This is a genomic window from Staphylococcus hyicus, assembly GCF_000816085.1.
Classification (GTDB): Bacteria; Bacillota; Bacilli; order Staphylococcales; family Staphylococcaceae; genus Staphylococcus; species Staphylococcus hyicus.
In genome coordinates this window covers 1,293,233-1,317,929 of the sequence record NZ_CP008747.1, presented here as the reverse complement: position 1 = coordinate 1,317,929, position 24,697 = coordinate 1,293,233, and the positions used below count along the sequence as shown (strand labels likewise).

The following is a 24,697-nucleotide window of genomic DNA, read 5'->3' as shown; positions in this document are numbered from 1 at the left end:
CGTCCTTTCTCATTTTCAATGTTCCTATTTTAGCACTTGAAACTTAAAATTTCTAGTCACCCGTTCACAAAGTTTTATCTCACGTTATAAATATAATTTAAGCATATCATGTTCATGTGCATTCGTGAATTCAATCATCAATTTAAAACGCTAAGCACATTCATATTTGATTTAAATTTCTTTTGATATATTAGTGTTAAAGGATGTGTTATTATGTCAAATCAAATTCATTATTCAGCGTTAAATTTAGTTCCTATTCGGGAAGGATCAAATGAAAAAGAAGCTATTGAACAGATGACCGCATTGGCGCAACACTTAGAACGTCTTGACTATAAAAGGTATTGGATTGCCGAACATCATAATGCACCAAATTTAGTGAGTTCCGCAACGTCTTTATTAATTCAACATTGTTTAAGTCAAACACATCAAATGAGAATTGGCTCAGGTGGGATTATGTTACCAAACCATGCGCCTTTGGTTGTCGCTGAACAATTTGGGACTTTAAATTTACTTTATGGGGATCGTATCGATCTTGGGCTTGGTCGCGCCCCAGGTACAGATATGGCTACTGCGAGCGCCTTACGTCGTGACAAACATGATGGTGTGTATCAATTCCCAGAAGAAGTACAACAACTTTTACAATACTTTGGTCCTGAAACAAATCAAGGGTATGTCAAAGCTATTCCTGCTATTGATAAACATGTACCATTATATATATTGGGATCTTCGACAGATTCTGCACATGTCGCTGCACGTAAAGGTTTACCATATGTATTTGCGGGTCACTTTGCGCCACAACAAATGAAAGAGGCACTTTCAATTTATCGAGAGTTATTTGAACCATCTCAACATTTAAAGGACCCTTATATTATCATCTGTCTTAATGCAATTTTAGCTAATTCTAACGAAGAAGCTAATTACCTTGCTACCACGCAAGCGCAAGTTTTTGCAAGCATTTTAAGTGGTCGTATGCAAAAATTGCAACCACCTGTGCAGAATTTAAACGAAATATTATCATCTCGCGTTATAGCTTTAGCTCAAGAACGTATTGCAGGTTCACTTATTGGAGATAAAGAGACTGTTAAAGAAAAGATAAACACGTTTATATCACAATATGGAGAAATTAACGAAATTATGACTGTGAGTTATATATTTGATACATCATTGCAACACCGTTCATATCAATATTTTAAAGAAGTCATGGATGACATTAATAAATAAAAAAGCAATGGGATTAAGTTCCCATTGCTTTTTCTATTTATTGTCCCCAGAGAATTTGTTGAACGCATCTTTTGCTTTATCAACTAAACTATTTTTATCGTCATTATTGTCGTTGTTTTCACCATTTTGTTTATCTTGATACTTGTTATAAGCGTCTTTTGCTTTATCTACATACGCTTCGCTTTGTTTTTTATCCATAACGGATACCTCCTTGTTCAAGATATTATGTGAATACCCGTTAGCATTTTTAGTAAACATTTAAAAATACTAAAGATGTATATTTAATGCTTAAAATTATCAATGGCATCATTCACTTTGTTCTTAGCATCTTCCGTTTTTTCTTTTGCTTTTCCTGAAAGTTTATCTTGTTTGCCTTCATTTTCTAATGATTCATTATTTGTAGCTTTACCAACAGACTCTTTAACAGTTCCTTTAGTTTGATCCATTTTACCTTTATCGAATGACATAAATACCCCTCCAAATAAATGAGATACTGTTGTTATTCCACCGACTGCAATTTCTAAACACCTTCATTAAAATTCTTCATAAATAGATGGGTCTTGACCTTTACGTCTGCCATCTGTTTTTGATAATCCGTTAATCAGAGACATATCATTTTCTGATATATTGAAATCGAAAATTTGAAAATTTTCAAGTTGTCTTGAAAAAGTGCTTGCTTTCGGAACAGGCATAATACCTCTTTGTAAATGCCACTTTAGAATAATTTGAGCGACTGTTTTTTCATACTTTTTTGCAATCTCATATAAAAGTGGTTCTTTCATCACACCATTATCTCGACCGATAGGACTCCAAGCTTGAATTAAAATATGATTTTGTTGGTGATAATTCATAATCTCCTCTTGATTAAAATAAGGGTGTAATTCTATTTGGTTCAATACAGGTAAAACGTCAGTTACACGTTTCAATTCTTCGATATATTCTGGTAAGAAATTGCATACGCCTATGGAACGAATGCGTCCCGCTTTTTTTGCTGCAATCATGGCCTTCCACGCTTCAACATATAATCCTTGTTTGGGATTTGGCCAATGGATTAAATAAATGTCAATATATTCCACACCCAAACGATAGATACTTTCTTCAATCGTACGAAAAACATCATCATATGATTGATAACGTCCAGGCAATTTAGAAATAATTGTTATATCTTCTCTTGCCACTTTACTACGTTCGATTGCTTTACCAACGACGCCCTCATTTTCATAATTATATGCGGTATCTAATACACGATAGCCTAGCTTTAATGCATTTTGAATGGCGTTCACCCCTTCTATACCATTTAATTTATAAGTTCCAAATCCTAAAGCCGGTAAAATGTGTCCATCATTTAACGTATATGTATGCACAATAAGAACCTCCTAAAAAAATACAACAATGTTTACACGTTATTATGTGCCATTGTTGTACAAATAGTATTTAATTTAAATATAAAACATATATCCTTCTAAATGATCTTTTTCTTGATATTCAGCAAGTGACTTTAACGTTGTCTGATCTAAAACGTCTTTCACAGCGTCTCGCATGCGTATCCATAGTTGTTGTTGGGCTGGTGATTCTGATTCCATACGCTCAACAATTGTAATAGGTCCTTCTAGAAGACGTATAATATCTCCGGCAGTAATTTCATCTGCAGACATTTTCAATTCATAACCGCCTCTAGCGCCACGTACACTGCGAATTAAACCCGCATTGCGCAATGGACCGACGAGCTGTTCTAAATATAAATCACTTAATTGGTTTTCTTCTGCTATGGTCTTAAGTGAGACACACCCCGTACCTTGACGCTTTGCTAAAGCAATCATCAAAGTCAGTCCATATCTTCCTTTTGTTGAAATTTTCATATTTTAACCTCACATTATTGATAAATGATACACTTACAATTTATCATTATTTATATTAGTATAATACTATTATAATAAGAGTACAAATAAGAGCCAAACAGCTGAATAAATTTTTATGGTAAGTTTATACATGGAGGGAAACTATGAATACTGAACCGTTAGCATCTCGTATGAGACCTAAAACAATAGATGATGTTATTGGGCAAAGCCATTTAGTCGGTCCAAATGGTATTATTAGACGAATGGTAAATGCCAAACGTTTGTCATCAATGATATTTTATGGACCTCCCGGTATTGGAAAGACCAGTATTGCACAAGCTATCGCAGGCAGTACTAAGTTTAAATTTCGCCAATTAAATGCAGTTACTCATACAAAAAAAGATATGCAAATGATTGTAGATGAAGCTAAAATGTCTGGTCAAGTCATACTATTGCTAGACGAAATACATCGTTTAGATAAAGCAAAACAAGACTTTTTGTTACCACATTTAGAAAACGGAAAAATTGTCCTTATCGGTGCAACAACGTCTAATCCATATCATGCTATTAACCCAGCTATTCGTTCACGCGCTCAAATATTTGAGCTTTATCCTCTTGAGACAGAGGATATTAAACAAGCTTTAAATCATGCACTTGAAGATGAAGAACGCGGCTTAAAATCATTTGATGTACACATATCGGATAAAGCATTTGAATATTTTGCAACACAAAGCCAAGGAGACGTGCGTAGTGCCTTGAATGCATTAGAATTAGCGGTGTTAAGTGATACTGAAACACCACCTCACATCACGTTGCAAGATGCTGAAGATTGTTTACAACGTGGTGCCTTTCTAAGTGATAAAGATGGAGATATGCATTACGATGTGATGAGTGCCTTCCAAAAGTCAATCCGCGGCAGTGATGTTGATGCTGCATTACATTATTTAGCACGCTTAATCCAAGCAGGCGATCTGCCGACAATCGCAAGAAGACTACTTGTAATAAGTTATGAAGATATTAGTTTAGCTTCCCCTGCTGCTGGCCAACGCACGCTTGCCGCTATTGAATCTGCAGAACGCTTAGGTTTCCCAGAAGCAAGAATCCCATTAAGTCAAGCTGTGATTGAGCTGTGTTTATCTCCAAAATCAAATACAGCTATCAAATCTATCGATGCTGCTTTAACAGATGTTCGTAAAGGGCACGTAGGACAAATACCAGACCATTTAAAAGATGGTCACTACCAAGGTGCTAAAGCGTTAGGCCACGCAATCGGATACAAATACCCTCATGACTATGAAAATGGTTATGTTAAGCAACAATATTTACCGGAATTATTAAAAAACAAACAATATTACCAACCAAAATTAACTTCTAAAACGGAACAACAGTTTAAATCGATATATGATAATTTAAAAAAATAAGTTTACATCTCTATAAACATAGGGCTTGGACATAAGTTTTTTCAATTTCGATTGTTCCTAACACCTCGCTTTTCTAGGTGCCTTACCTCAACGAGGGCGCATTACAGAAATCTAATTTATTTCGTAGTAATGCCTCCCGTGCATGAAGACGTAGGGATGCAATGCATACGCTCTCAGTACACCTATGAACATGCGAGATTAGCTGAGCTGCGTAAGTTGCGGAAAGCTTTCAAATCGCATACTTAATCCTGTCAGCTACTGCCTTATATATTGTAAAAGCCAATAGTCTTGGGTTTCTATGCTTAAAATGGATTTTCGGTTTCGTCATATTGCCTCAGAAGTCTCGGCTAAGGAAGCTATCAAAGTGATGTGTTAATTCATCATCCTTCCCCTCATAAAGACTAAATTTATATATAAGGATAACCAACAAACTTCATGTATGAAGAATATTGTTGGTTTTGATTCACAGGGTAGCTACTTCCCAGCCACATGCCATAGCAACATTGTTATCAATAGACCAATAGCCTTCGACTTTCATTTTGCTTATGAAAGTCAAAGGCTATTTTTTAAAATATATAATTGTGATGTCAATCGGAGTATCATCACATGAATTGCGCATTTCCATTATTTATCTTTTATACGTTTTAATGGAATATTGCGTGTTATATCATTGCATACATAACTTGCCATAATCAATCCAACGACGCTTGGTACAAACGCATTTGATGATGGTGGCATTTGTGCTTTACGGTTTTTACCATTTGCATCGCCGACAACAGCTTTAACTTCATCCCGAATGACAATAGGACTTTCGTCAGAAAATACAACAGGAATCCCTCTGTAAATTCCTTTACGTTTAAGTTGATTACGAATAACACGAGCGATAGGATCTGTGTGCGTTTTTGAAATATCAGTAATTTGAAAACGCGTTGGATCTATTTTATTTGCTGCTCCCATACTAGAGATTATTTTAATACCACGATTTAAACATTGTTCCATGAGATGGACTTTATATATAATGGTGTCACTAGCATCAACAATGTAATCAATTTGATAATCATTGAATAATTGCTCATACGTTTCTTCAGTATAAAACATATGTAGTGATGTAACAGTACAATTAGGATTAATTTGTTTAATTCGTTCTTCCATTAAACTTACTTTACTCTGCCCAATCGTTGTTGTTAATGCGTGTAATTGGCGATTTACATTAGTAATGTCCACATCATCTTTATCAATTAATATAATGTGACCAATATTCGTTCTCGCAAGTGCTTCCGCAGCAAACGAACCCACGCCACCGACACCTAAAACGGCTACAGTTGTATGTTCTAATAATTTAAGTCCTTCTTGACCAATAGCTAATTCATTCCTTGAAAATTGATGCTTCATAATGAACTCCTTTAATCTGTTTGAACGCATAAAAATACGCAAGACGTTTGTCTTGCGTATCGATAGAATCCGTCATGCCGTAGTTTAAAGTGCTTGATCATTTTGGCCTGCTATATACAGGTGGGTGTCCTGTTTCTTGTTTTGCACGTCCTCCTATAGAGGCGTGTGCGCTGCAAGAAAACCCATTGGACTCCCTGATCAAAGAGTGTTAGGTCAAAATACATAAAGCGAACTTACGAACACTACAGACGACTATCTTATGCATTCATCATACCACATATCGTTAATTTGGCAAGCGAAATGTTTTTAATGTTTAATACGTAACGCTAATTCATCTAGTTGTTTCGTTGATACTTCACTTGGCGCATCTGTCAGCAAATCAGTAGCAGATGCAGTTTTAGGGAATGCAATCGTATCACGTAAATTTGATGCCCCTGTAAGTAACATTACTAAGCGGTCTAAACCAAGTGCAATTCCACCATGAGGTGGCGCACCATATTTAAACGCATCTAATAAGAAACCAAATTGCTCTTGCGCACTTTCTTCTGTAAATCCTAATGCTTTAAACATTTTAGATTGGATATCACCATCGTGGATACGAATTGATCCACCACCTAGCTCAAAGCCGTTAAGAACAATATCATAGGCTTGTGCTTGAGCTGTTTCAGGTGCACTTTCTAATTTATCTACATCTTGTGGCAATGGTGAAGTAAACGGGTGATGCGCTGCAACATAACGATTTGTTTCATCATCATATTCTAATAATGGCCAATCTGTTACCCATAAGAAATTAAATTGATTTGGATCAAGTAAATTTAATTCTTTCGCCAATTTAACACGTAATGCACCTAAACTTTGTGCAACGACGTCTTTTGTATCTGCAACAAATAATACAAGATCTCCAGCTTTCGCATCTGTTAAAGCACGTAATTTTTCAACATGATCAGTTTCAAAGAATCTTGCAATCGGACCATTTAAACCTTCATCTACAACTTTAACCCATGCTAAACCTTTTGCACCATATATGTTCACAAATTCAGTTAAGCCGTCTATATCTTTTCGGGTATATTTATCCGCACCTTGTTCGACAACAATCGCTTTCACCTGACCGCCATTTTCAACTGCACTTGTAAATACTTTAAAATCCATTACCTTTGCAAGTTCAGACACATCAAGTAGTTCCATACCAAAACGTGTATCAGGTTTATCTGAACCATAACGTTCCATCGCTTCCGCATAAGTCATACGAGGAAATGCATCGTCAATAGTTATGCCTTTTACATCTTTCATGACCGCTTTTAGCATATGCTCTCCAAGTTGCATCACATCTTCTTGTTCAACAAAACTCATTTCAATATCGACTTGCGTAAATTCTGGTTGGCGATCCGCTCGCAAGTCTTCATCTCGGAAACATTTTACGATTTGGTAATATTTGTCAAAACCACTCATCATTAAAAGTTGTTTGAACAACTGCGGTGACTGAGGTAAAGCATAAAATTCACCTTCATGAACACGAGAAGGCACAAGATAATCTCTAGCTCCTTCAGGTGTTGATTTTGTCAACACAGGTGTTTCAATATCATAAAATCCTGCCGCATCTAAATAACGACGAATAGATTGAGTGGTTTGGTGTCGTAGTTTAAACGTACGTGCAAATTCCTCACGACGTAAATCTAAATAACGATATTTTAGGCGAATATTTTCATCAACATTTACGTTTTCGTCATTAATTGAAAATGGTGGTGTTTCAGATTTATTTATAATTTTGATCTCTGTTGCTTGTACTTCTACTTGTCCTGTTTTAATTTTAGGGTTTACAGTTTCAGCGTCTCTTTTTGTAACTGTTCCTTTAATTTCAACGACATATTCTGAACGAATACGTTCTGCAACTTCTAACGCTTCTTTAGAAAAATCAGGATTAAATACAACTTGTACAATTCCCTCTCTATCACGTACATCAACGAAAATGAGCCCACCTAAATCACGGCGGTTATGAACCCATCCTTTCAATGTAACTTCTTGACCTAAGTATGATTCTGTTATGAATCCACAATAAGTAGTACGTGGTGTCATTTTACTTTTCCTCCATTTATAAATTGTGCTATTTCATTTAATTTAACCGTATGACTTTCTCCCGTAGCCATGTGTTTAATCGCAACCTCATTTGCTTCAAGTTCATGATCTCCTAAAACAATTGTATATATCGCATTGAGGCGATCAGCCTGCTTCATTTGACCTTTTAATTTTCGCGATAAATAATCCTTATCTACACGAATTTGTTCATGCCTCAAATCATTAAGCAACTTCACTGCAAAGTTATCAGCTTCTTCACCCATCGTTGCGATAAATAAATCTAATTGTGATGTATGTGGCAGCGCGATACCTTCTTCTTCAAGGGCCATTATTAATCGCTCAATACTTAATGCGAAACCAATGCCAGTTTGATTAGGCCCACCTAATAGCTCAAGTAAACCATTGTATCGCCCACCGCCACATAATGTGGTGATTGCCCCAGTATAGTCTTCATTGTCTATCATTAATTCGAACGCTGTATGTGTATAATAGTCTAGACCGCGAACAAGATTTGGATCAACTACATATGGAACTCCTAAACGATCTAAATGCGCTTTTACTGCGTCAAAATAAGATTTTGAATAATCATTTAAGTAGTCCGTAATCGATGGGGCAGTTTGCATTTCTGGCTTATCTTTGTCGACTTTACAATCGAGTATTCGCATAGGATTAGTTTCAATACGATTTTGACAATCTTTACAATACGTATGAATTACGGGACTAAAATGTGCTCGTAATGCCTCTTGATACTCTACACGTGATTCTGCATCGCCTACACTGTTAATGACAAGCTTTAAGTGCTTTAAGCCGAACGATTGATAAATATGCATTACCATTGCGAGTACTTCTGCATCAATACTTGGGTTTTCAGCACCAATCGCTTCAATTCCAAATTGATTAAATTGACGGTAACGACCCTTTTGTTTTCTCTCATAACGAAACATCGGTCCATTATAGTAAAGTTTCACAGGTTGATTTGGTAACCCTTGCATTTTGTTTTCAATATAACTTCTGACTGTTGCTGCAGTACCTTCAGGGCGTAAAGTAATACTACGATCACCTTTATCCTTAAAGGTATACATCTCTTTTTGAACAACATCAGTTGAATCTCCAACACCTCTTGCAAATAACTCTGTACTTTCAAAAATAGGTGTTCTAATTTCTTGATAATTGTATATTTCCATTAATTGATGTAACTTAGATTCAATATAACGCCATTTGGGCGAGTCAGTTGGTAATATATCTTGCGTTCCACGAGGAATATTAATCATCGGTCCATCCTCCTAATTTATTTAAAATAAAAAGCCCCTTGTATGTGTAATCACATACAAGGGACGTACTTTAGCCGTGTTGCCACCCTAATTTAAGTACATGTAGTTCCATGTACTCACTCAATAGCTCATAACGTAAGCAAAACGGCTTCATTTTCATAAAGCACCTCTTCTTGTGTTCAAATGAATGCATACACGGTTTATATTTCAGCCTCGTATAAACTCTCTATAACGTGTTAAAAGCAATCAAATTCAAGAATACAGACGGTTTTATTTATCAAATTCAGTACTTATCATACATGTTTTTATTGTACTTTTCAAGATATTAACTTAAAAAATAATTTCTAAGACCTTCCACGACAGCGTTTTCAACGACTTGGCGATGGTTTTTATCTTTAATCATCACTTCATCGGTTGGATTACTGATATAGCCTAGTTCTAATAAAACAGCAGGCATATCTGTTTGTCTTAAAACTTGATAATTTTCTTGACGTACCCCTCGATTTGAGAGCATACCTTTCTTTTGGATACTCGCATTGAGCGTTTGTGCAAGCATCTCTTGTTGTTCATGATACCAATAAACCGTGGCCCCATTTGCTTTATTAGATTCTAATGCATCATTATGTATACTAATAAAAGCGTCACCTGTTGCTTTACGATCTTCTAAACGTACGTATGTGTCATCATGTCGTGTTAATTTGACCTTTGCACCTTCATTTTCTAGTTTATCTTTTAATTCTAAACTTGTCGTTAAGGTCATATCCTTTTCGAGTGTGTTTTTACCTGTTTGACTCGAGGCGCCTTGATCATTTCCACCGTGACCTGGGTCGATTACGATGACTTTTCCTTTTAGCGGTCGCGCATGAGGGTTTTCATCCTCTTTAATATTAAGGTTCGTATGCCAACCTGCAATCCATCCCTTTTGCTTATCATCATATGACGTTACTTCTAACCATTTCCCAGCTTTTCCAATGACTTTGAAGGGTTCACCTTCACGAATATTAAACAATACGGGGTAGCTGGCGTTTGGACCTGTGCGGATTTGAGCATCTTCAGTTAAATAGATTCTATTATCTGAATCCCCTTTTATCGCATTAATGACGACAAGAAGTATAAAAACAAGCGAAATAATAATCGCACCAAAATAAAAGCGTTTAGGTTCTATATTTTTTGACCTTAACCATTTATCAAAGCGTCTCATAAAATTTTGCCGTTGTCACTTTCGTAAATTATTGTAACAGGACCGTCATTCTGAATATCAATGGTCATGTCAGTACCGAATTCACCAGTCACAACATCGAACCCATATGTTGCAAGTGCTTGATTAAACACATCATAAATTTTATTCGCTTCATTCGGTGCTTTGGCATTTGTAAAACTAGGTCGATTTCCTTTTTTTACATCAGCAAGTAAAGTAAATTGAGAAATAGAAAGTATTTCCCCTTCCACTTGTTGTATATTTAAATTAAGTTTTCCCGCATCATCTTCGAACAATCGTGCGTTGACTATCTTTTTAGCTAAAACTTCTGCATCAATTTCGGTAGAATGTTCTCCTACACCAACTAAAAGACAATAGCCTTTTCCGATTGTTCGATGTATGTTTTTGTTTCGAACTCCCGCCGATTTCACTCTTTGAACAACAATTTTCATGGATTGCACTCCTAATTCCAAACTCGTGTTACAGTATAAATATCACCGAGCTGTTTTATTTTATCAGCTACTTTATATACCTCATGTACATTTTTTACCATAATACTTAGGTTAATAACAGCGTTTTTATCTACATCAGAACGACCAGCTACTTTTACGAGATGACTTGAGGTACTATTGACAGCTTGTAATACCTCATTTAATAAACCGTTGCGGTCATAGGCTGTTACCTCTAAATCCACTTGATATTTTTGGGAAGCATCTTTAGATTTAACCCATTCCACATCAATTAACCGTTCAGATTCATTTTGTATATTTGGACAATCTGTTCGATGAACTTTAATGCCATGCCCTTTCGTGATATAACCAACAATTTTATCTCCCGGAATGGGATTACAACACTTTGAAAGCTTAATTAATACGTTATCCAAGCCTTCCACATAAACCCCAGAATCCGTAGTAATGTGATCTTTAATTGGCACCGATTTTGTTACCGATTGCGCCTGGTTTAATGCTTTTTGCTTGTTTTCAATACGAATGCGTTCTGATAGTTTATTTACAATTTGGTTTGACGTTACACCACCAAATCCGACTGCCGCATATAAATCGTCTTCGTTAGCAAAGTTGTATTTATCATTGACAATTTTAATATTGCGTTCTGTTAAAATTTCTTCAACTTTAAAGCCTTGCTCTTTTATTTCAGCTTCAATCATAAATTTACCTTTTTCAATATTTGATGAGCGATCTTGCTTTTTGAAAAAGCTTTTAATTTTACTTTTAGCACTTGAAGAACGTACGATTTTTAACCAATCACGGCTTGGTCCATACGAATGTTTACTCGTACGTATTTCTACGATATCTCCTGTCTGTAACACATAATCAATTGGGACAATTTTACCATTCACCTTGGCACCTATCATTTTATTGCCCACTTCACTATGAATTGCATAAGCAAAATCAATAGGGACTGCTCCATACGGTAATTCCATCACATCACTTGCTGGTGTAAAAGCATAAACTTTATCACTTTGTAAATCAAACTTCAGAGATTCTATAAATTCTTGTGCATCCGAAGACGTATGATCTTGTTCGGCAATATCTTTTAGCCAGTTCAATTTCTTGTGGTATGTTTCACTGTCTTTATCGACTTTTTTACCTTCTTTATATGCCCAATGTGCAGCAACCCCATGCTCTGCAATTTCATGCATTTCAAATGTTCTAATTTGAATTTCTAACGGATCACCGTTCGGGCCTACCACTGTAGTGTGTAAAGATTGATACATATTTTGTTTAGGCATCGCTATATAATCTTTAAAACGTCCAGGCATAGGTTTCCATAATGTATGGACTAAACCTAATACCGCATAACAATCTTTAATTGAAGACACAATAACACGAACAGCTAATAAGTCAAATATTTGATCGAATTGCTTTTTTTGTTTCATCATTTTTCGATAAATACTATAAATATGTTTTGGGCGGCCACTAATATCGCCATCAATCTGCATTAAAGTCATTTCTTTACGAATATTTTCAATCGCATTTTCAATGTACGCTTCTCTCTCACTGCGCTTTTTTTTCATCAAATTAACGATTCTAAAATATTGAACGTTATCGATATATCTTAATGCAATATCTTCTAGCTCCCACTTAATCGTATTAATCCCCAATCTGTGCGCTAACGGTGCATAGATTTCAAGGGTTTCTTTAGAAATGCGAACTTGCTTTTCTCGGGGCATTGCTCTTAATGTACGCATATTGTGAAGTCGATCTGCTAATTTCACTAAAATGACACGAACATCTTTAGCTATCGCTATAAATAATTTGCGGTGGTTTTCGGCTTGTTGTTCTTCTTTAGAGCGATATTTCACCTTCTTCAATTTTGTGACCCCATCCACAATCGTCGCAACTTCAACATTAAACATTTCGACAACATCATCAAAAGTGTATGGTGTATCTTCAATGACATCATGTAAAAATCCGGCAACAATTGTAGGGCCATCTAAACGCATTTCAGTTAAGATGCCTGCAACTTGAATGGGATGCATGATATAAGGTAATCCATTTTTACGAAATTGACCTTCATGTGCCTTATATGCAATTTGATAGCTTTTTAAAACATACTCGTATTCCTTTTGATCTAAATATGTTTTCGCTTTATGTAATACTTCGTCAGCACTATATGGATATTCGTTATTCATAAAGGGCACCCCCATCTTTTAAATAATACTTCTATCATACTACATGATTATCAAGAAATGAACTGTATTCTCCTGATAGTAAACAATATTGTGCAACTTTTAAGTGATATTTGGCAATTTATTTCATATCCCTATTTTTCATAAGACGCATCTTAATGATATTAATATTTTAAACTTTTTAGATATACATCTATAGCATGTGCTTCATAGTCTCTGCATCAATTAAAAGATAATAATAAAAGGGATAGAACATATAAAATGTCCCATCCCCTTGTCAATTACTCATTATATGAGATTAATCGCATGACGTCATAATCTTTAATTTTTTCGATACCATTTAAATATGCCAATTCTATAATAAATGCAATGCCTGCTACAATACCACCTTGTTGTTCTACCAATTTGATTGCCGCTTCTATCGTTCCACCTGTTGCAAGTAAATCATCGGTAATCAACACACGTTGCCCTGGTTTAATTGCATCGGCATGCATTGTTAATACGTTACTACCATACTCTAAATCGTATTCATATCGAATAACTTCACGTGGTAGTTTCCCTTCTTTACGAACAGGTGCAAACCCTATACCCATAGCATATGCCACAGGGCACCCTATAATAAAGCCACGCGCTTCAGGACCTACTACAATATCAACATTTTTTTCTTTGGCATATTTAACAATTTGATCTGTAGCATACCCATATGCCTCACCATTATCCATAATTGTCGTAATGTCTTTAAAATTTACACCTTTTTTAGGCCAATCTTGCACCTCTGAGACATATTGTTTTAAATCCATGCTTTTCCTCCTCATTCTTCCTCATGCATCTCATTTTCCATCCATTGTTGTAATGAAGGAAAATCAGCATATAATAACTGCTTTTCAACATCTATTCGATGTAATCGTCCTTGATAAACACGGCTAGATGTGATGTCTTGTTTAGGCGCAGTTGTATTAATTTTTATTATACCATCATTTTGTGTGATAAATTGTAAATCAAGAAAGACTTTTAATATAAATTTTAATAGTTGTGGTTCAATTTGTAAAAATTGACTCATAGCTAGTCCATTTTTAGTAATATCAAGTTTTTGTTGTTGATAAATGAGCTTATAACATTTTTTAAAAGTCTCAATCTTAGGGATCCCTTCAAAATAAATCGATTTTGTATGTGAAAATTGCACGTATAGTTGTGACGATTGAATGACATGTAACGTCTCTTTAAAATCATCTAATGTGAGCGGCAATTCGCGAAACACACATTTATCGTACGCATTAGGGATAGGTTCACCATAATAGTATTCATGTTCACTTAATTTATCACTATTAGGATGTATCAAGTAACATGTGTTTGAAGCTACTTCAAATTGGGGCAATTTCTTATTTTTACTCCGGTAATCAAAAATTTGGCGACCATTACTATTAATATCTGCAACAATTAATTGTGGTGTGCGATTACCATTCCATTCATTGATTTGCAATTCACCGATAGCGTTTATGTGTTGATTAGGCATTAATTCATGAATACGGGAACCTTCGTTCCAAAACAACCCTTGAAGCTTTTGTTCTACAAAAGACATCTTTAAGTGATTTTGTTGTTGCCCTATAGCTTTAGCTTGTTGAATCGTTAAGTTATTTAAGCGAAACACTGGGCGCTCAAACTGCATACCAAATGGACGTAACCGTTCAAGTGAAGCAATATTCTCTACCGTAACCTCATCTAGTGCTATTGTGGCATCAATCATTTTCTCTGGTTGCAGTGCATCCTCAGAATATTTCATTGACATTTCAGCATTAAGTGCTTGTTTTAGAAGTTCAACATTATCAATCGGTAGTGTTAAACCAGCCGCCGCATGATGACCACCGAATTTATCAATCAAATGGGATTGAGATGATAATAATTCAAACATTGAAATTTGAGCGATACTACGCGCAGAGCCTTTTGCATATTGTTTTTCATAGTCTATATTAAGAATCATGGTTGGACGTTGATACGCTTCAACGATTCGAGAAGCAACGATACCTAAGATACCTTCATGCCAATTTTCTTGGTATAATACTAAAAATCGTTGACCTTCTTCAACTTGAGATTTAGCTATCGTCATAGCTTCTTCAGTTATAGTTTTTACAATATCCTTACGTTCTTGATTAAAATGTTCAACTTGTTCAGCCAAAAATTGTGCTTCGTCAATGTCATCTGTCATCAATAACTCCGCAGCTAAACTTGCATCATCTAAACGGCCTACAGCATTTAGCCTAGGCCCAATCGTAAATCCAATCGTTTCTTCATTAATTACATCATCATACTTTGCCTCATTTAATATTGCTTTTAACGCAGTTGGCGTTTCTTTATTCATTAACTTGAGCCCTTTACGTACAATACTTCTATTTTCGTCATGCATTGGTACTAAATCTGCAATTGTCCCTATCATCGCATACACCCAAAAATAATCAGGCAGTTCATTTAATAAATGTTGCGCCAGCTTTAAAGCTACCCCTGCACCACATAAATAAGGAAACGGATAATCATAATCCGGATGCATGGGATGAACAATAGCATATGCATTGGGTAATGTCTCTCCAATTTCATGATGATCCGTTACAATCACATCTACACCTAGCTTTTGTACCATATCTATCTCTTCATGACCTTGAATCCCATTATCTACCGTGATGATTAATTTCACACCTTCATCATAGGCATTTTTAAATGCGACATCGCTCGGACCATAACCTTCTGAAAAACGGTTAGGGATATACCACCCAACAATTGCACCCAATTGTTCTAACGTATGCACTAATATTGATGTCGATGTCACGCCATCGGCATCATAATCTCCATAAACTAAAATCGGTTCTTTTGATTTAATTGCGCTTTGTATACGTTCAGTTGCACGCTCAATATCACTGAGCAGTGCCGTATCATGAACTATAGTATCCGTATGCAACAATGTATGTACATCTTCATAGGTTGTTATACCTTTGTGTTCTAAAATACACTTCATTAACGGAGTAATGTTAAAAGATTTAAGCGTTTCTTCAGAGATAACGTTGTCGTTTGTTTTACTAACCCATTTATATTTTGATTGAATCATTCTTAACGCCTCATTTCACTCAAACATTATATCAAAAAATACAACTCATAAACATTAAAGGGATGAATCATTCGAGGATTCATCCCTTTAAAATTATACTAATACTTTTTCATCATTACTACGTTTACGTTTATACACTGTTAATTTATGATGTTCAGATTTGCGTAATTCTCTTTTCTTTAATATGCCCCATAATGGTACGGCTATAAATATAGAAGAGAATACACCTGATATTAAACCAATAAGTAATGCAAGTGAGAAATTGAAAATACTTGTAGCACCTAAAAGTAATAATGCAACAACAACAATAACGACCGTTAAAACGGTATTGACTGAACGTGTTAACGTTTGTCTAATGGAACTATTCACAATATAATCAATTTCTTCTTCTTTAGTAATTACTTTTACTTTTCTCAACATTTCACGCACACGGTCAAATGTAACTATTGTGTCATTGATTGAATAACCTATGATTGTCAATACCGCAGCAATAAATGTAATGTCTACTTCTAAACGGAACAAACTAAATACTGCAATAATCATAAATGCATCATGCAATAATGAAATGATAGAAGAAATACCCATACGCCATTCGAAACGTAATGAAATGTAAATGATCATTCCAATTGAAGCTAATAATACAGCAAGCATTGCATTTTTAGCCAACTCTTGACCAATAACAGGAGAAACCGTATTAATTGTCGGTTCATGTCCAAAATCTTTTTTAATTAATGATTTTACTTTTGATACTTCTTCTTTAGATAAATCATGTTTATATTGCATTGATGCTTTCGTATCATTTGTGCCACCTATAGACAACTGATCAGGCTTTAATCCAATGGATTCCATTTTCTTTTCAACTTGTTGTTGTTTTAAAGCCTGGTCACTTTGCGCATCAATTCGTGTACCCGCTGTAAAATCAATTCCTAAGTTTAATTTGAAAATAAACAATATGATAACACCAGCAACAATAATTAATCCACTGACTGCAAACAACGGACGTGCTAGTTTCATAAAGTCTATACGATCATATGGTGTGCTTAATTCAGAAACATCTTTTCCTTCATTTATATCGTGAATTTGATTTTTCTTGACACCAAACCACCATAATTTTTTCTTGAACACATTTGAATAAACAATAAGTGATAAAAGTAAACGTGTTAAAAATACAGCCGTTACGAAACTCATTAAAATGGCTAAGAGCAACATTGTTGCAAAACCTTTAACAGAACTTTCACCAAAGAAGAAAAGTACTGTAGCGGCCAACACAGTTGTTAAGTTCGCATCTAATATCGTAATAAACGAAGATTTGTTGGCTTTTTTATAGGCTTGTTTTAAATTTCGCCCAATTCTAAGTTCATCTTTAATACGCTCATACATAATAATATTTGCGTCAACAGCCATCCCAACGCCAAGTACTAAAGCAGCAAGGCCTGGAAGCGTGAGGACACCTGAAATGAAATTAAAAGCAAGTAATGTTAAGTAAACATACGTTGTTAATGTAATAACAGCAATAATACCAGGCAAACGATAGAATAAAGTCATAAAAATAAAGATGAGACTTATACCTATGATAGATGCAAATATTGTTTTTTGTAATGCATCTTGACCAAATTGCGCACCTACAGAAGTAGAATAGATTTCATCTAATTTCACTGGGAGTGACCCTGAATTTAATAAGTCTGCAATTTGTTTTGCTTCAGTGATTCCTTTTTCACCCTTAAAGCCACCAGAAATTTCAACGTTTGGTGAGTTAATAGGTTGATCAACAGATGCAGCTGATACATATTTTGGTTTTTCTTTCGTTTTTTCTTTATGGTAGCTATCCCCTTTTTGATAATCTAACCATACAACCATAACATTTTCTTGTTTCTTAGAGATTTCTTCTGTTACTTTTTTAAATTTATCGCTATCTTTCAATTTAAAGGTAACAGCAGGTTGATTCGTATTTTGTTTGAATTCTTGCTTAGCAGAACCTTGTACTAAATCTTTACCTGTCAACTTGATTTTATCATCGGCATCTCTAATTGTTAAATTCGCTTGAGATGATAAAATCTTTCTTGCTTGGTCTTGATCTTTGACACCTGCAAGTTGTACGCGAATGCGGTTTTGATCTTCAACTTGAATTTTAGGCTCGGAAACCCCTAAAACATTGACACGACGTTCTAATGTTTTAGCAGTGGAGTGGACGGCGGTATTATCTATTTTGTCACCGTCAGAAAGTGGCTTTACTTGATATAAAACTTCAAATCCACCTTGTAAATCAAGTCCTAAATTAACATCTTTGATTACACTTTTATAGGTTGCTAACATACCACCAAAAAGCAGTACAATTAAAATTAAAAATGTAATCAATTTACTGACTTTTTTCACATAAACACCTCTTTTTAACTTATGAAACTAGCATACTTTAGTTATAGTTTAGCATGCAAGTCATTTTAATATATTAAAGTTTTCTTAAACTTGGTTCTATTAAATATTTTTATGAATATTTGAACTTTTCTTGTAAAGTGTCACACGATTCATTCACGCTCATTGATTCAACCAATTTATAACTGTACGCTTTTCATATCAAATTTTCAAGTTATTTACAATCCGCACATTTAAAATCATAAAAAAACGGGATTGAAACCATACTTAATGTCATAGATTTCTTATCCCGATTCAAACCTTCTTATAATTATGAAGGGTCTACTTGTTTAATTGCTTGTTTTTCAAATGTCATTTCAGTGCCTTTTCCGTTGACAACAACAACTGCTGTTGTCTCATCTACAGCGCGCACTGTCCCTTTAATACCGCCAATTGTTGTAACGCGTTGGCCAGATTGTAATTGGGAAACCATTTCACGATGTTCTTTCGCACGCTTTTGTTGCGGACGAATCATAAAGAACCACATCACTACAAAAAGTAGGATTAATGGTAATAAACTAAGTAATGAAGACATAAAATAAACTCCTATCTAGAAATTTTTCGGATTTTCAACATTAAGACCATATTGTTCGAAAAATTCTTCTTTAAAATCTAAAAGACGGTCTTCTCGAATGGCTTGTCTAATGTTCTCCATTAATTTTAGCAGAAAATGAAGGTTATGATAAGTAGTTAAACGTATACCGAACGTTTCATCTGCTTTAATTAAATGTCTTAAATAAGCACGCGTATAATTTTTACATGTATAGCAATCACAATTTTCATCTAACGGTCTGAAGTCATCTTTAAATTTTGCATTTTTAACAACTAGTCGACCGTGAGACGTCATACAAGTCCCATTTCTAGCAATACGTGTGGGCAATACACAATCAAACATGTCCATACCACGTATACTACATTCAATCAGTGCATCTGGAGAACCCACACCCATTAAATATCTCGGCTTATTTTCAGGCATAAATTGTACGGTGTGTTCAACCATATCATACATCACTGGTTTTGGTTCACCAACTGATAAACCACCAATCGCATAACCAGGAAAATCTAATTTTACAAGATCCTCGGCACTTTGTTGACGTAAATCTTTATATTCTCCACCTTGAATAATCCCGAATAGCGCTTGATCATCTGGACGCTGATGAGCTTCTTTACATCTTTTTGCCCAACGTGTTGTGCGCTCAATAGAATCTTTGACATATTGATATTCTGCTGGCATAGGCGGACATTCATCAAATGCCATAATAATATCAGAACCTAAATCATTCTGTATTTTGATTGAATCTTCCGGTGATAAAAATAATTTAGAGCCATTCGCATGATGTCTAAATTCAACACCTTCTTCAGTGATTTTGCGTAAATCACTTAAACTAAAAACTTGGAAACCACCAGAATCCGTTAAAATTGGGCCATCCCAATTCATAAATTTGTGTAAGCCTCCAGCCTTTTTAACAATATCATTTCCTGGTTGCAACCAAAGGTGATATGTATTGCTAAGAATAATTTTAGCTTCCATAGCTTTTAAATCTTCAGGGCTCATTGTTTTTACCGTTGCTTTTGTACCTACAGGCATAAACATTGGAGTCTCAAATGAGCCATGCGGTGTATGAACAATTCCTAAACGTGCCCCGGATTGTTTACATGTTTTAATATGTTCGTAAGTAACTGCTGGCATAGTCAAAACCTCTCTATAATATTATCATTGCATCTCCAAAACTAAAGAAGCGATATTGCTCGTTAACAGCATGCGTATATGCATTAATAACGAATTGCGTTGAACTAAAAGCGGACACAAGCATCACTAAAGTGGACTTAGGTAAATGAAAATTTGTAATTAACCCATCAATCGCTTTAAATTCAAAACCTGGATAAATAAATATATTTGTCCATCCGCTTGCTTGTGTAAAAGTGCCATAATCTCTTACAACGGTTTCAAGTGTACGTGTAGATGTTGTTCCTACAGATATTATGCGTTTCCCTTTACTTTTTGTGTCATTTAATAATTTGGCCGTCTCTTTAGTAACAGTGTAATATTCACTGTGCATTTCATGGTCGTTAACATTATCTACACTTACTGGACGGAACGTACCTAACCCAACGTGAAGTGTTACAAAAGCGATATTCACTCCTTTTTCACGTACTACGTTAAGTAATTCATCTGTAAAGTGTAACCCAGCTGTAGGCGCAGCAGCTGATCCAGTTTCTTTAGCATAGACAGTTTGATATCTGTCGCGATCATCAAGGCGTTCTTTAATATAAGGTGGTAAAGGCATCTCCCCAAGTTCATCCAAGCGTTCTTGAAGTATACCATCATATTGTAAACGCATTATTCTACCACCTTGATCTAACTCTTTAACACACGTTGCCACAATCTTGTCGTCTCCGAAAGAAACTTGTTGTCCCACTTTAATACGTTTTGCTGGTTTTATAAGTACTTCCCAATCATCGCCTTCAATATTCGTCAACATTAACATTTCAACTTTTGCATTGGTTTCCTTTTTCAAACCAAACAAGCGTGCTGGCATCACCTTTGTATCGTTTAATACCAATGTGTCGCCAGGTTCCAAAAATTGTATCACATCTTTAAAGTGCAAATCTTTGGTCTCACCTGTCTTTCGATTCATATATAAAAGTTTACTCGTATCTCTTTCTTTTAACGGCGTTTGTGCAATCAAATTTTCTGGTAAATGATAATTAAAGTCTTCTATATTCAAAGTCGTCCCTCATTTAAACTGAATAATTAAAATGTGCATATGCTTTCGGTGTCGCTTTTCGACCTCTAGGTGTTCGTTCAATAAACCCTTGTTGAATTAAATATGGTTCGTATACATCTTCTATCGTGATGCGCTCTTCTCCAATAGACACAGCAATTGTGTCTAGTCCAACTGGGCCGCCACGATATTGTTCGATAATACAAGCCATCATTTTATGGTCAATATAATCAAGGCCTTCTTCATCTACTTGTAGTAAGTCTAAGGCATATTTTGTAGTTTCAATATAAATTTGATCATCTTCATTGACTTGTTGAAAATCGCGAATTCGTTTTAATAACCTGTTAGCAATACGTGGTGTTCCTCTACTGCGTTTCGCGATTTCGAACGCACTCTCCATATCAATTGACGTACCGAGTACGTCAGCGGTACGTGTGATGATTTGCTGTAATTCTTGAGTTTTGTAATATTCTAATCTCAAATGTACGCCGAACCTATCACGTAACGGACTTGTTAAGCTCCCTGCTCTCGTAGTGGCACCAACTAAAGTAAAAGGTGGTAAATCAATGCGAATGCTTCTTGCTTCTTCACCTTTACCTACAACAATATCTAGAAAAAAATCTTCCATCGCTGGATATAAAACTTCCTCTACAACACTACTCAATCTATGAATTTCATCGATGAATAAAACATCACCAGGTTGTAAACCGGTTAAAATAGCTGCTAAATCACCAGGTCTTTCTATCGATGGTCCTGAAACTGTTCGAAGATTAACATTCATTTCATTTGCAATGATGTGAGATAAGGTTGTTTTACCAAGGCCAGGAGGTCCAAATAACAAAACATGATCCAATGGTTCTTGTCTAAGTTGAGCTGCTTTTATAAAAACTTCCAAATTAGATTTGATTGAAGATTGACCGATATATTGGCGTAAACGATCTGGTCTCAATGATAACTCAAAATCTCGATCTTCAAGTATTTCTTGTCCATCTACCATACGTTTATTTTCCATTGAACTCCCCCTTAATTAGGAAATAAGTTGTTGTAAGCCGAATTTAACGGCTTCATCCACAGATTCAAATGTTTCTTTCGCCATTTTCTTTTCGATTTTATTAAGTTCTCGTTTAGAATATCCTAAAGCTTCTAAAGCCAGTATCGCTTCTTCTTGTACAAGTGCGTTTGGGTTGGACACAATTGGGATTGCTAAAGTGTGATCGTCTTCGTCAGTCACTACCACTTTGCCTTTTAAATCCAAAACAATTTGACGTGCTGTTTTTTTACCAATACCTGGAAATTGTGTTAGATATGCATCATTTTCATTTTCTATGGCTAATTTCACCTGGTTTGGCGTACTTGCTGCCAATATTGCCAAGGCCGATTTAGGACCAATACCAGTCACTTTTATCAAACTTAAAAACATATCTTTTTCTTCGTTATCGATAAATCCGTATAGTAATTGTGCATCTTCACGAACGATTAACGCAGTATAAATAGTACTTTCTTGATTAAGTTGACTTTGAAATCGATATGAATTGGGTGTTTGAATTTCATATGCAACACCTGATGGCGTTTCTATCACAACATGTGTTGGATATAAATGTTTCAAAGTTCCTTTAATATATGCATACATACCGGTATCTCCTTACATATTCATTCCGATAATATCTACATTATGTACATTGTCTAATTGACGCAATGTATTAATAATATCATAAACATTTAAATCGGTTTTACTTGCATTTAAAGATAATGTGATTGACGCTTTGTTATCAATAGGGACACTTTGATGAATCGTTAAAACTGATAAATTAAGTTGTGATATTTTTTCTAATATCGTTGCAAGTGTACCTACTTTATCTGTTACAAATAATATAATTGTAAATTCTTTAGAAGCATTGTTCACCTCATCTAAAGGAAAAATCGTATCTCTATACTTATAGAAGGCACTTCTAGAGCAATCATGAAGTTTTACTGCTTCTTGCACGGTTAAAGATGGATTGTCGTTTAAACTTTCTTTAACGCGAAGTACTTTTGAAACCACATATGGTAACACATCTTCCCGTATTAGAAAATACTGGTCTTTCATTTCAACCCGCTCCTATTATTCAACAAATTCAAATTCTCCACCTAGAATTCGGACAATGTCACCATTTTCTGCCCCGCGTTCGCGCAATGCGTCATCAATACCCATGGAACGCATTTGACGTGCGAAACGTCTAATAGCTGGTTCGCTATTGAAGTCAGTCATTTTGAAAAGTCGTTCTATCGCATTACCACTCACAACATAAGCACCATCATCATCACGAGAAATTGTAAACTTATCCACTGAAGGCGTATGTTTATATACCACGCGGTTAATCCCAGGTGCTTCCTCTTCAACATTAAAATCAACATCTTTTACGGATTCTAGCGTATTCGCAATTGTATATAACAATTGATCAATATTTTCACGCGTATATGCTGAAATTGGAATAATCGTATGCGCTTCTTCAAGTTGTTCTTTAAACAATTCTAGTTGGTCTTGTGATTCAGGCATATCCATTTTATTTGCTACGATAATTTGTGGACGTTTTTTCAACTTTTCTTCATACGCGCACATTTCTTTATTGATAGTTAAATAATCTTCATATGGGTCGCGTCCTTCCATAGCACTCATATCAATGACATGGACGATAACTTTTGTACGTTCAACATGACGTAAAAATTGGTGTCCAAGACCAACGCCTTCAGATGCTCCTTCAATCAAACCAGGTAAATCTGCCATAACAAAGCTGCGTTGATCGGGTGTAGTAACAACACCTAAGTTAGGTTGAATTGTTGTAAAATGATAAGCGCCAATTTTAGGTTTGGCTTTAGATACAATTGAGAGTAGCGTAGATTTACCTACACTTGGAAACCCAACGAGACCTACATCAGCGAGTAATTTAAGTTCTAATGTAACTTCAAGTTCCTCACCAGGCTCCCCGTTTTCACTAAAATCAGGCGCTGGATTTTTAGGTGTCGCAAAACGAGAATTTCCGCGACCACCTCGACCACCTTTTGCAATGGTAGCACGTTGACCATGCTCTACGAGATCCGCTAACGTTTGTTCTGTTTCAACATTTTTTACAATAGTACCTGGTGGCACTTTTAATACAAGGTCTTCTGCATTTTTTCCGTGCATATTACTACTTTGCCCATTCTCGCCTTTTTTTGCTTTAAAATGACGTTGGAAACGAAAATCCATGAGGGTTCTTAAGCCTTCATCCACTTCAAAGATGACAGACGCACCTCTTCCACCATCGCCGCCGGCCGGACCTCCGAACGGTACGTATTTTTCGCGACGGTATGCTGTAATTCCGTTACCTCCATCGCCAGCTTTCAAAAATATTTTCACTTGATCGACAAACATGATTTCACCTCAT

The 24,697-nt window shown here is 35.5% G+C and carries 22 protein-coding genes and 1 other RNA gene; 2 read left to right on the top strand and 21 right to left on the bottom strand.

All coding sequences use genetic code 11. The features are described 5' to 3' along the window. Positions 1-213 precede the first annotated feature (213 nt). Complete coding sequence (locus SHYC_RS06250; protein ID WP_039645426.1) at positions 214-1,221, top strand: LLM class flavin-dependent oxidoreductase; 1,008 nt, start codon at positions 214-216, stop codon at positions 1,219-1,221. 33 nt (positions 1,222-1,254) lie between these two features. On the opposite strand, the gene SHYC_RS12370 is transcribed toward SHYC_RS06250, so the two are convergent. The 4 genes from SHYC_RS12370 to cymR all read right to left on the bottom strand — a co-directional run bounded on the left by SHYC_RS12370 (position 1,255) and on the right by cymR (position 3,080). Beyond that, positions 1,255-1,419 (bottom strand): hypothetical protein, encoded by a 165-nt coding sequence (locus tag SHYC_RS12370; protein WP_167696560.1) that lies wholly within the window; start codon positions 1,417-1,419, stop codon positions 1,255-1,257. Between the two features lie 83 nt (positions 1,420-1,502). After that, a complete protein-coding gene (locus SHYC_RS06245) occupies positions 1,503-1,688 on the bottom strand; it encodes a CsbD family protein (RefSeq protein ID WP_039645424.1) in 186 nt (61 codons plus the stop codon). 66 nt (positions 1,689-1,754) lie between these two features. Beyond that, on the bottom strand, positions 1,755-2,585 hold the full coding sequence (locus tag SHYC_RS06240) for an aldo/keto reductase (protein WP_039645421.1): 831 nt from the start codon (positions 2,583-2,585) through the stop codon (positions 1,755-1,757). A 75-nt stretch (positions 2,586-2,660) separates the two neighbouring features. Further along, positions 2,661-3,080 (bottom strand): cysteine metabolism transcriptional regulator CymR, encoded by a 420-nt coding sequence (gene cymR / locus SHYC_RS06235; protein WP_039645419.1) that lies wholly within the window; start codon positions 3,078-3,080, stop codon positions 2,661-2,663. Between the two features lie 143 nt (positions 3,081-3,223). On the opposite strand from cymR, the gene SHYC_RS06230 reads away from it, so the two are divergent. Further along, positions 3,224-4,480 carry a replication-associated recombination protein A gene (locus SHYC_RS06230; RefSeq protein ID WP_039645417.1) on the top strand — a complete coding sequence of 419 codons (1,257 nt, stop codon included), beginning with the start codon at positions 3,224-3,226 and terminating at the stop codon, positions 4,478-4,480. Positions 4,481-5,104: 624 nt separating this feature from the next. Here SHYC_RS06230 and SHYC_RS06225 read toward each other — a convergent pair. From SHYC_RS06225 to obgE, 17 genes are all read right to left on the bottom strand, one after another. Next, entirely contained in the window at positions 5,105-5,872 is a 768-nt protein-coding gene (locus SHYC_RS06225) for a tRNA threonylcarbamoyladenosine dehydratase (protein WP_039645415.1), read from the bottom strand. A 62-nt stretch (positions 5,873-5,934) separates the two neighbouring features. Then, positions 5,935-6,126: non-coding RNA, 6S RNA (gene ssrS / locus SHYC_RS12025), on the bottom strand. Positions 6,127-6,178: 52 nt separating this feature from the next. Then, positions 6,179-7,945: an aspartate--tRNA ligase gene (aspS, locus tag SHYC_RS06220; RefSeq protein WP_039645413.1), complete on the bottom strand. Its 1,767-nt coding sequence runs from the start codon at positions 7,943-7,945 to the stop codon at positions 6,179-6,181. After that, positions 7,942-9,216, bottom strand: a complete 1,275-nt coding sequence (gene hisS / locus SHYC_RS06215; protein WP_039645411.1) for a histidine--tRNA ligase — start codon at positions 9,214-9,216, stop codon at positions 7,942-7,944. Before hisS ends, aspS begins: the two co-directional genes overlap by 4 nt. 325 nt (positions 9,217-9,541) lie before the next feature. Beyond that, positions 9,542-10,417 (bottom strand): N-acetylmuramoyl-L-alanine amidase family protein, encoded by an 876-nt coding sequence (locus SHYC_RS06210; RefSeq protein WP_039645409.1) that lies wholly within the window; start codon positions 10,415-10,417, stop codon positions 9,542-9,544. Continuing rightward, entirely contained in the window at positions 10,414-10,866 is a 453-nt protein-coding gene (dtd, locus tag SHYC_RS06205) for a D-aminoacyl-tRNA deacylase (protein WP_039645407.1), read from the bottom strand. The genes SHYC_RS06210 and dtd overlap by 4 nt, the downstream gene beginning before the upstream one ends. 11 nt (positions 10,867-10,877) lie before the next feature. Then, on the bottom strand, positions 10,878-13,067 hold the full coding sequence (locus SHYC_RS06200) for a RelA/SpoT family protein (RefSeq protein ID WP_039645405.1): 2,190 nt from the start codon (positions 13,065-13,067) through the stop codon (positions 10,878-10,880). Between the two features lie 278 nt (positions 13,068-13,345). Further along, positions 13,346-13,864 carry an adenine phosphoribosyltransferase gene (locus tag SHYC_RS06195; RefSeq protein WP_039645403.1) on the bottom strand — a complete coding sequence of 173 codons (519 nt, stop codon included), beginning with the start codon at positions 13,862-13,864 and terminating at the stop codon, positions 13,346-13,348. A gap of 11 nt (positions 13,865-13,875) precedes the next feature. Next, positions 13,876-16,158: a single-stranded-DNA-specific exonuclease RecJ gene (gene recJ, locus SHYC_RS06190; protein WP_039645401.1), complete on the bottom strand. Its 2,283-nt coding sequence runs from the start codon at positions 16,156-16,158 to the stop codon at positions 13,876-13,878. 93 nt (positions 16,159-16,251) lie between these two features. Further along, a complete protein-coding gene (gene secDF, locus SHYC_RS06185) occupies positions 16,252-18,531 on the bottom strand; it encodes a protein translocase subunit SecDF (RefSeq protein ID WP_039645399.1) in 2,280 nt (759 codons plus the stop codon). Positions 18,532-18,838: 307 nt separating this feature from the next. After that, a complete protein-coding gene (gene yajC / locus SHYC_RS06180; protein ID WP_039645397.1) occupies positions 18,839-19,102 on the bottom strand; it encodes a preprotein translocase subunit YajC in 264 nt (87 codons plus the stop codon). 15 nt (positions 19,103-19,117) lie between these two features. Further along, on the bottom strand, positions 19,118-20,257 hold the full coding sequence (gene tgt / locus SHYC_RS06175) for a tRNA guanosine(34) transglycosylase Tgt (protein ID WP_039645396.1): 1,140 nt from the start codon (positions 20,255-20,257) through the stop codon (positions 19,118-19,120). Positions 20,258-20,270: 13 nt separating this feature from the next. Then, complete coding sequence (queA, locus tag SHYC_RS06170; RefSeq protein ID WP_039645393.1) at positions 20,271-21,296, bottom strand: tRNA preQ1(34) S-adenosylmethionine ribosyltransferase-isomerase QueA; 1,026 nt, start codon at positions 21,294-21,296, stop codon at positions 20,271-20,273. Between the two features lie 13 nt (positions 21,297-21,309). Next, positions 21,310-22,305, bottom strand: coding sequence for a Holliday junction branch migration DNA helicase RuvB (gene ruvB, locus SHYC_RS06165; protein WP_039645391.1), 996 nt, complete (start codon positions 22,303-22,305; stop codon positions 21,310-21,312). Between the two features lie 15 nt (positions 22,306-22,320). Beyond that, positions 22,321-22,923 (bottom strand): Holliday junction branch migration protein RuvA, encoded by a 603-nt coding sequence (gene ruvA, locus SHYC_RS06160; protein ID WP_039645389.1) that lies wholly within the window; start codon positions 22,921-22,923, stop codon positions 22,321-22,323. A gap of 12 nt (positions 22,924-22,935) precedes the next feature. Then, on the bottom strand, positions 22,936-23,379 hold the full coding sequence (locus SHYC_RS06155; RefSeq protein ID WP_039645387.1) for an ACT domain-containing protein: 444 nt from the start codon (positions 23,377-23,379) through the stop codon (positions 22,936-22,938). A 15-nt stretch (positions 23,380-23,394) separates the two neighbouring features. After that, positions 23,395-24,684: a GTPase ObgE gene (gene obgE / locus SHYC_RS06150; RefSeq protein WP_039645385.1), complete on the bottom strand. Its 1,290-nt coding sequence runs from the start codon at positions 24,682-24,684 to the stop codon at positions 23,395-23,397. Between the last annotated feature and the right edge of the window lie 13 nt (positions 24,685-24,697).

Bases quoted from the DNA above. Each gene is read 5' to 3' on its own strand.
- SHYC_RS06250 (WP_039645426.1), top strand. From the start codon at position 214: ATGTCAAATCAAATTCATTATTCAGCGTTAAATTTAGTTCCTATTCGG.
- SHYC_RS12370 (WP_167696560.1), bottom strand. From the start codon at position 1,419: ATGGATAAAAAACAAAGCGAAGCGTATGTAGATAAAGCAAAAGACGCT.
- SHYC_RS06245 (WP_039645424.1), bottom strand. From the start codon at position 1,688: ATGTCATTCGATAAAGGTAAAATGGATCAAACTAAAGGAACTGTTAAA.
- cymR (WP_039645419.1), bottom strand. From the start codon at position 3,080: ATGAAAATTTCAACAAAAGGAAGATATGGACTGACTTTGATGATTGCT.
- SHYC_RS06230 (WP_039645417.1), top strand. From the start codon at position 3,224: ATGAATACTGAACCGTTAGCATCTCGTATGAGACCTAAAACAATAGAT.
- SHYC_RS06225 (WP_039645415.1), bottom strand. From the start codon at position 5,872: ATGAAGCATCAATTTTCAAGGAATGAATTAGCTATTGGTCAAGAAGGA.
- aspS (WP_039645413.1), bottom strand. From the start codon at position 7,945: ATGACACCACGTACTACTTATTGTGGATTCATAACAGAATCATACTTA.
- hisS (WP_039645411.1), bottom strand. From the start codon at position 9,216: ATGATTAATATTCCTCGTGGAACGCAAGATATATTACCAACTGACTCG.
- SHYC_RS06210 (WP_039645409.1), bottom strand. From the start codon at position 10,417: ATGAGACGCTTTGATAAATGGTTAAGGTCAAAAAATATAGAACCTAAA.
- dtd (WP_039645407.1), bottom strand. From the start codon at position 10,866: ATGAAAATTGTTGTTCAAAGAGTGAAATCGGCGGGAGTTCGAAACAAA.
- SHYC_RS06200 (WP_039645405.1), bottom strand. From the start codon at position 13,067: ATGAATAACGAATATCCATATAGTGCTGACGAAGTATTACATAAAGCG.
- SHYC_RS06195 (WP_039645403.1), bottom strand. From the start codon at position 13,864: ATGGATTTAAAACAATATGTCTCAGAGGTGCAAGATTGGCCTAAAAAA.
- recJ (WP_039645401.1), bottom strand. From the start codon at position 16,158: ATGATTCAATCAAAATATAAATGGGTTAGTAAAACAAACGACAACGTT.
- yajC (WP_039645397.1), bottom strand. From the start codon at position 19,102: ATGTCTTCATTACTTAGTTTATTACCATTAATCCTACTTTTTGTAGTG.
- tgt (WP_039645396.1), bottom strand. From the start codon at position 20,257: ATGCCAGCAGTTACTTACGAACATATTAAAACATGTAAACAATCCGGG.
- ruvB (WP_039645391.1), bottom strand. From the start codon at position 22,305: ATGGAAAATAAACGTATGGTAGATGGACAAGAAATACTTGAAGATCGA.
- ruvA (WP_039645389.1), bottom strand. From the start codon at position 22,923: ATGTATGCATATATTAAAGGAACTTTGAAACATTTATATCCAACACAT.
- SHYC_RS06155 (WP_039645387.1), bottom strand. From the start codon at position 23,379: ATGAAAGACCAGTATTTTCTAATACGGGAAGATGTGTTACCATATGTG.
- obgE (WP_039645385.1), bottom strand. From the start codon at position 24,684: ATGTTTGTCGATCAAGTGAAAATATTTTTGAAAGCTGGCGATGGAGGT.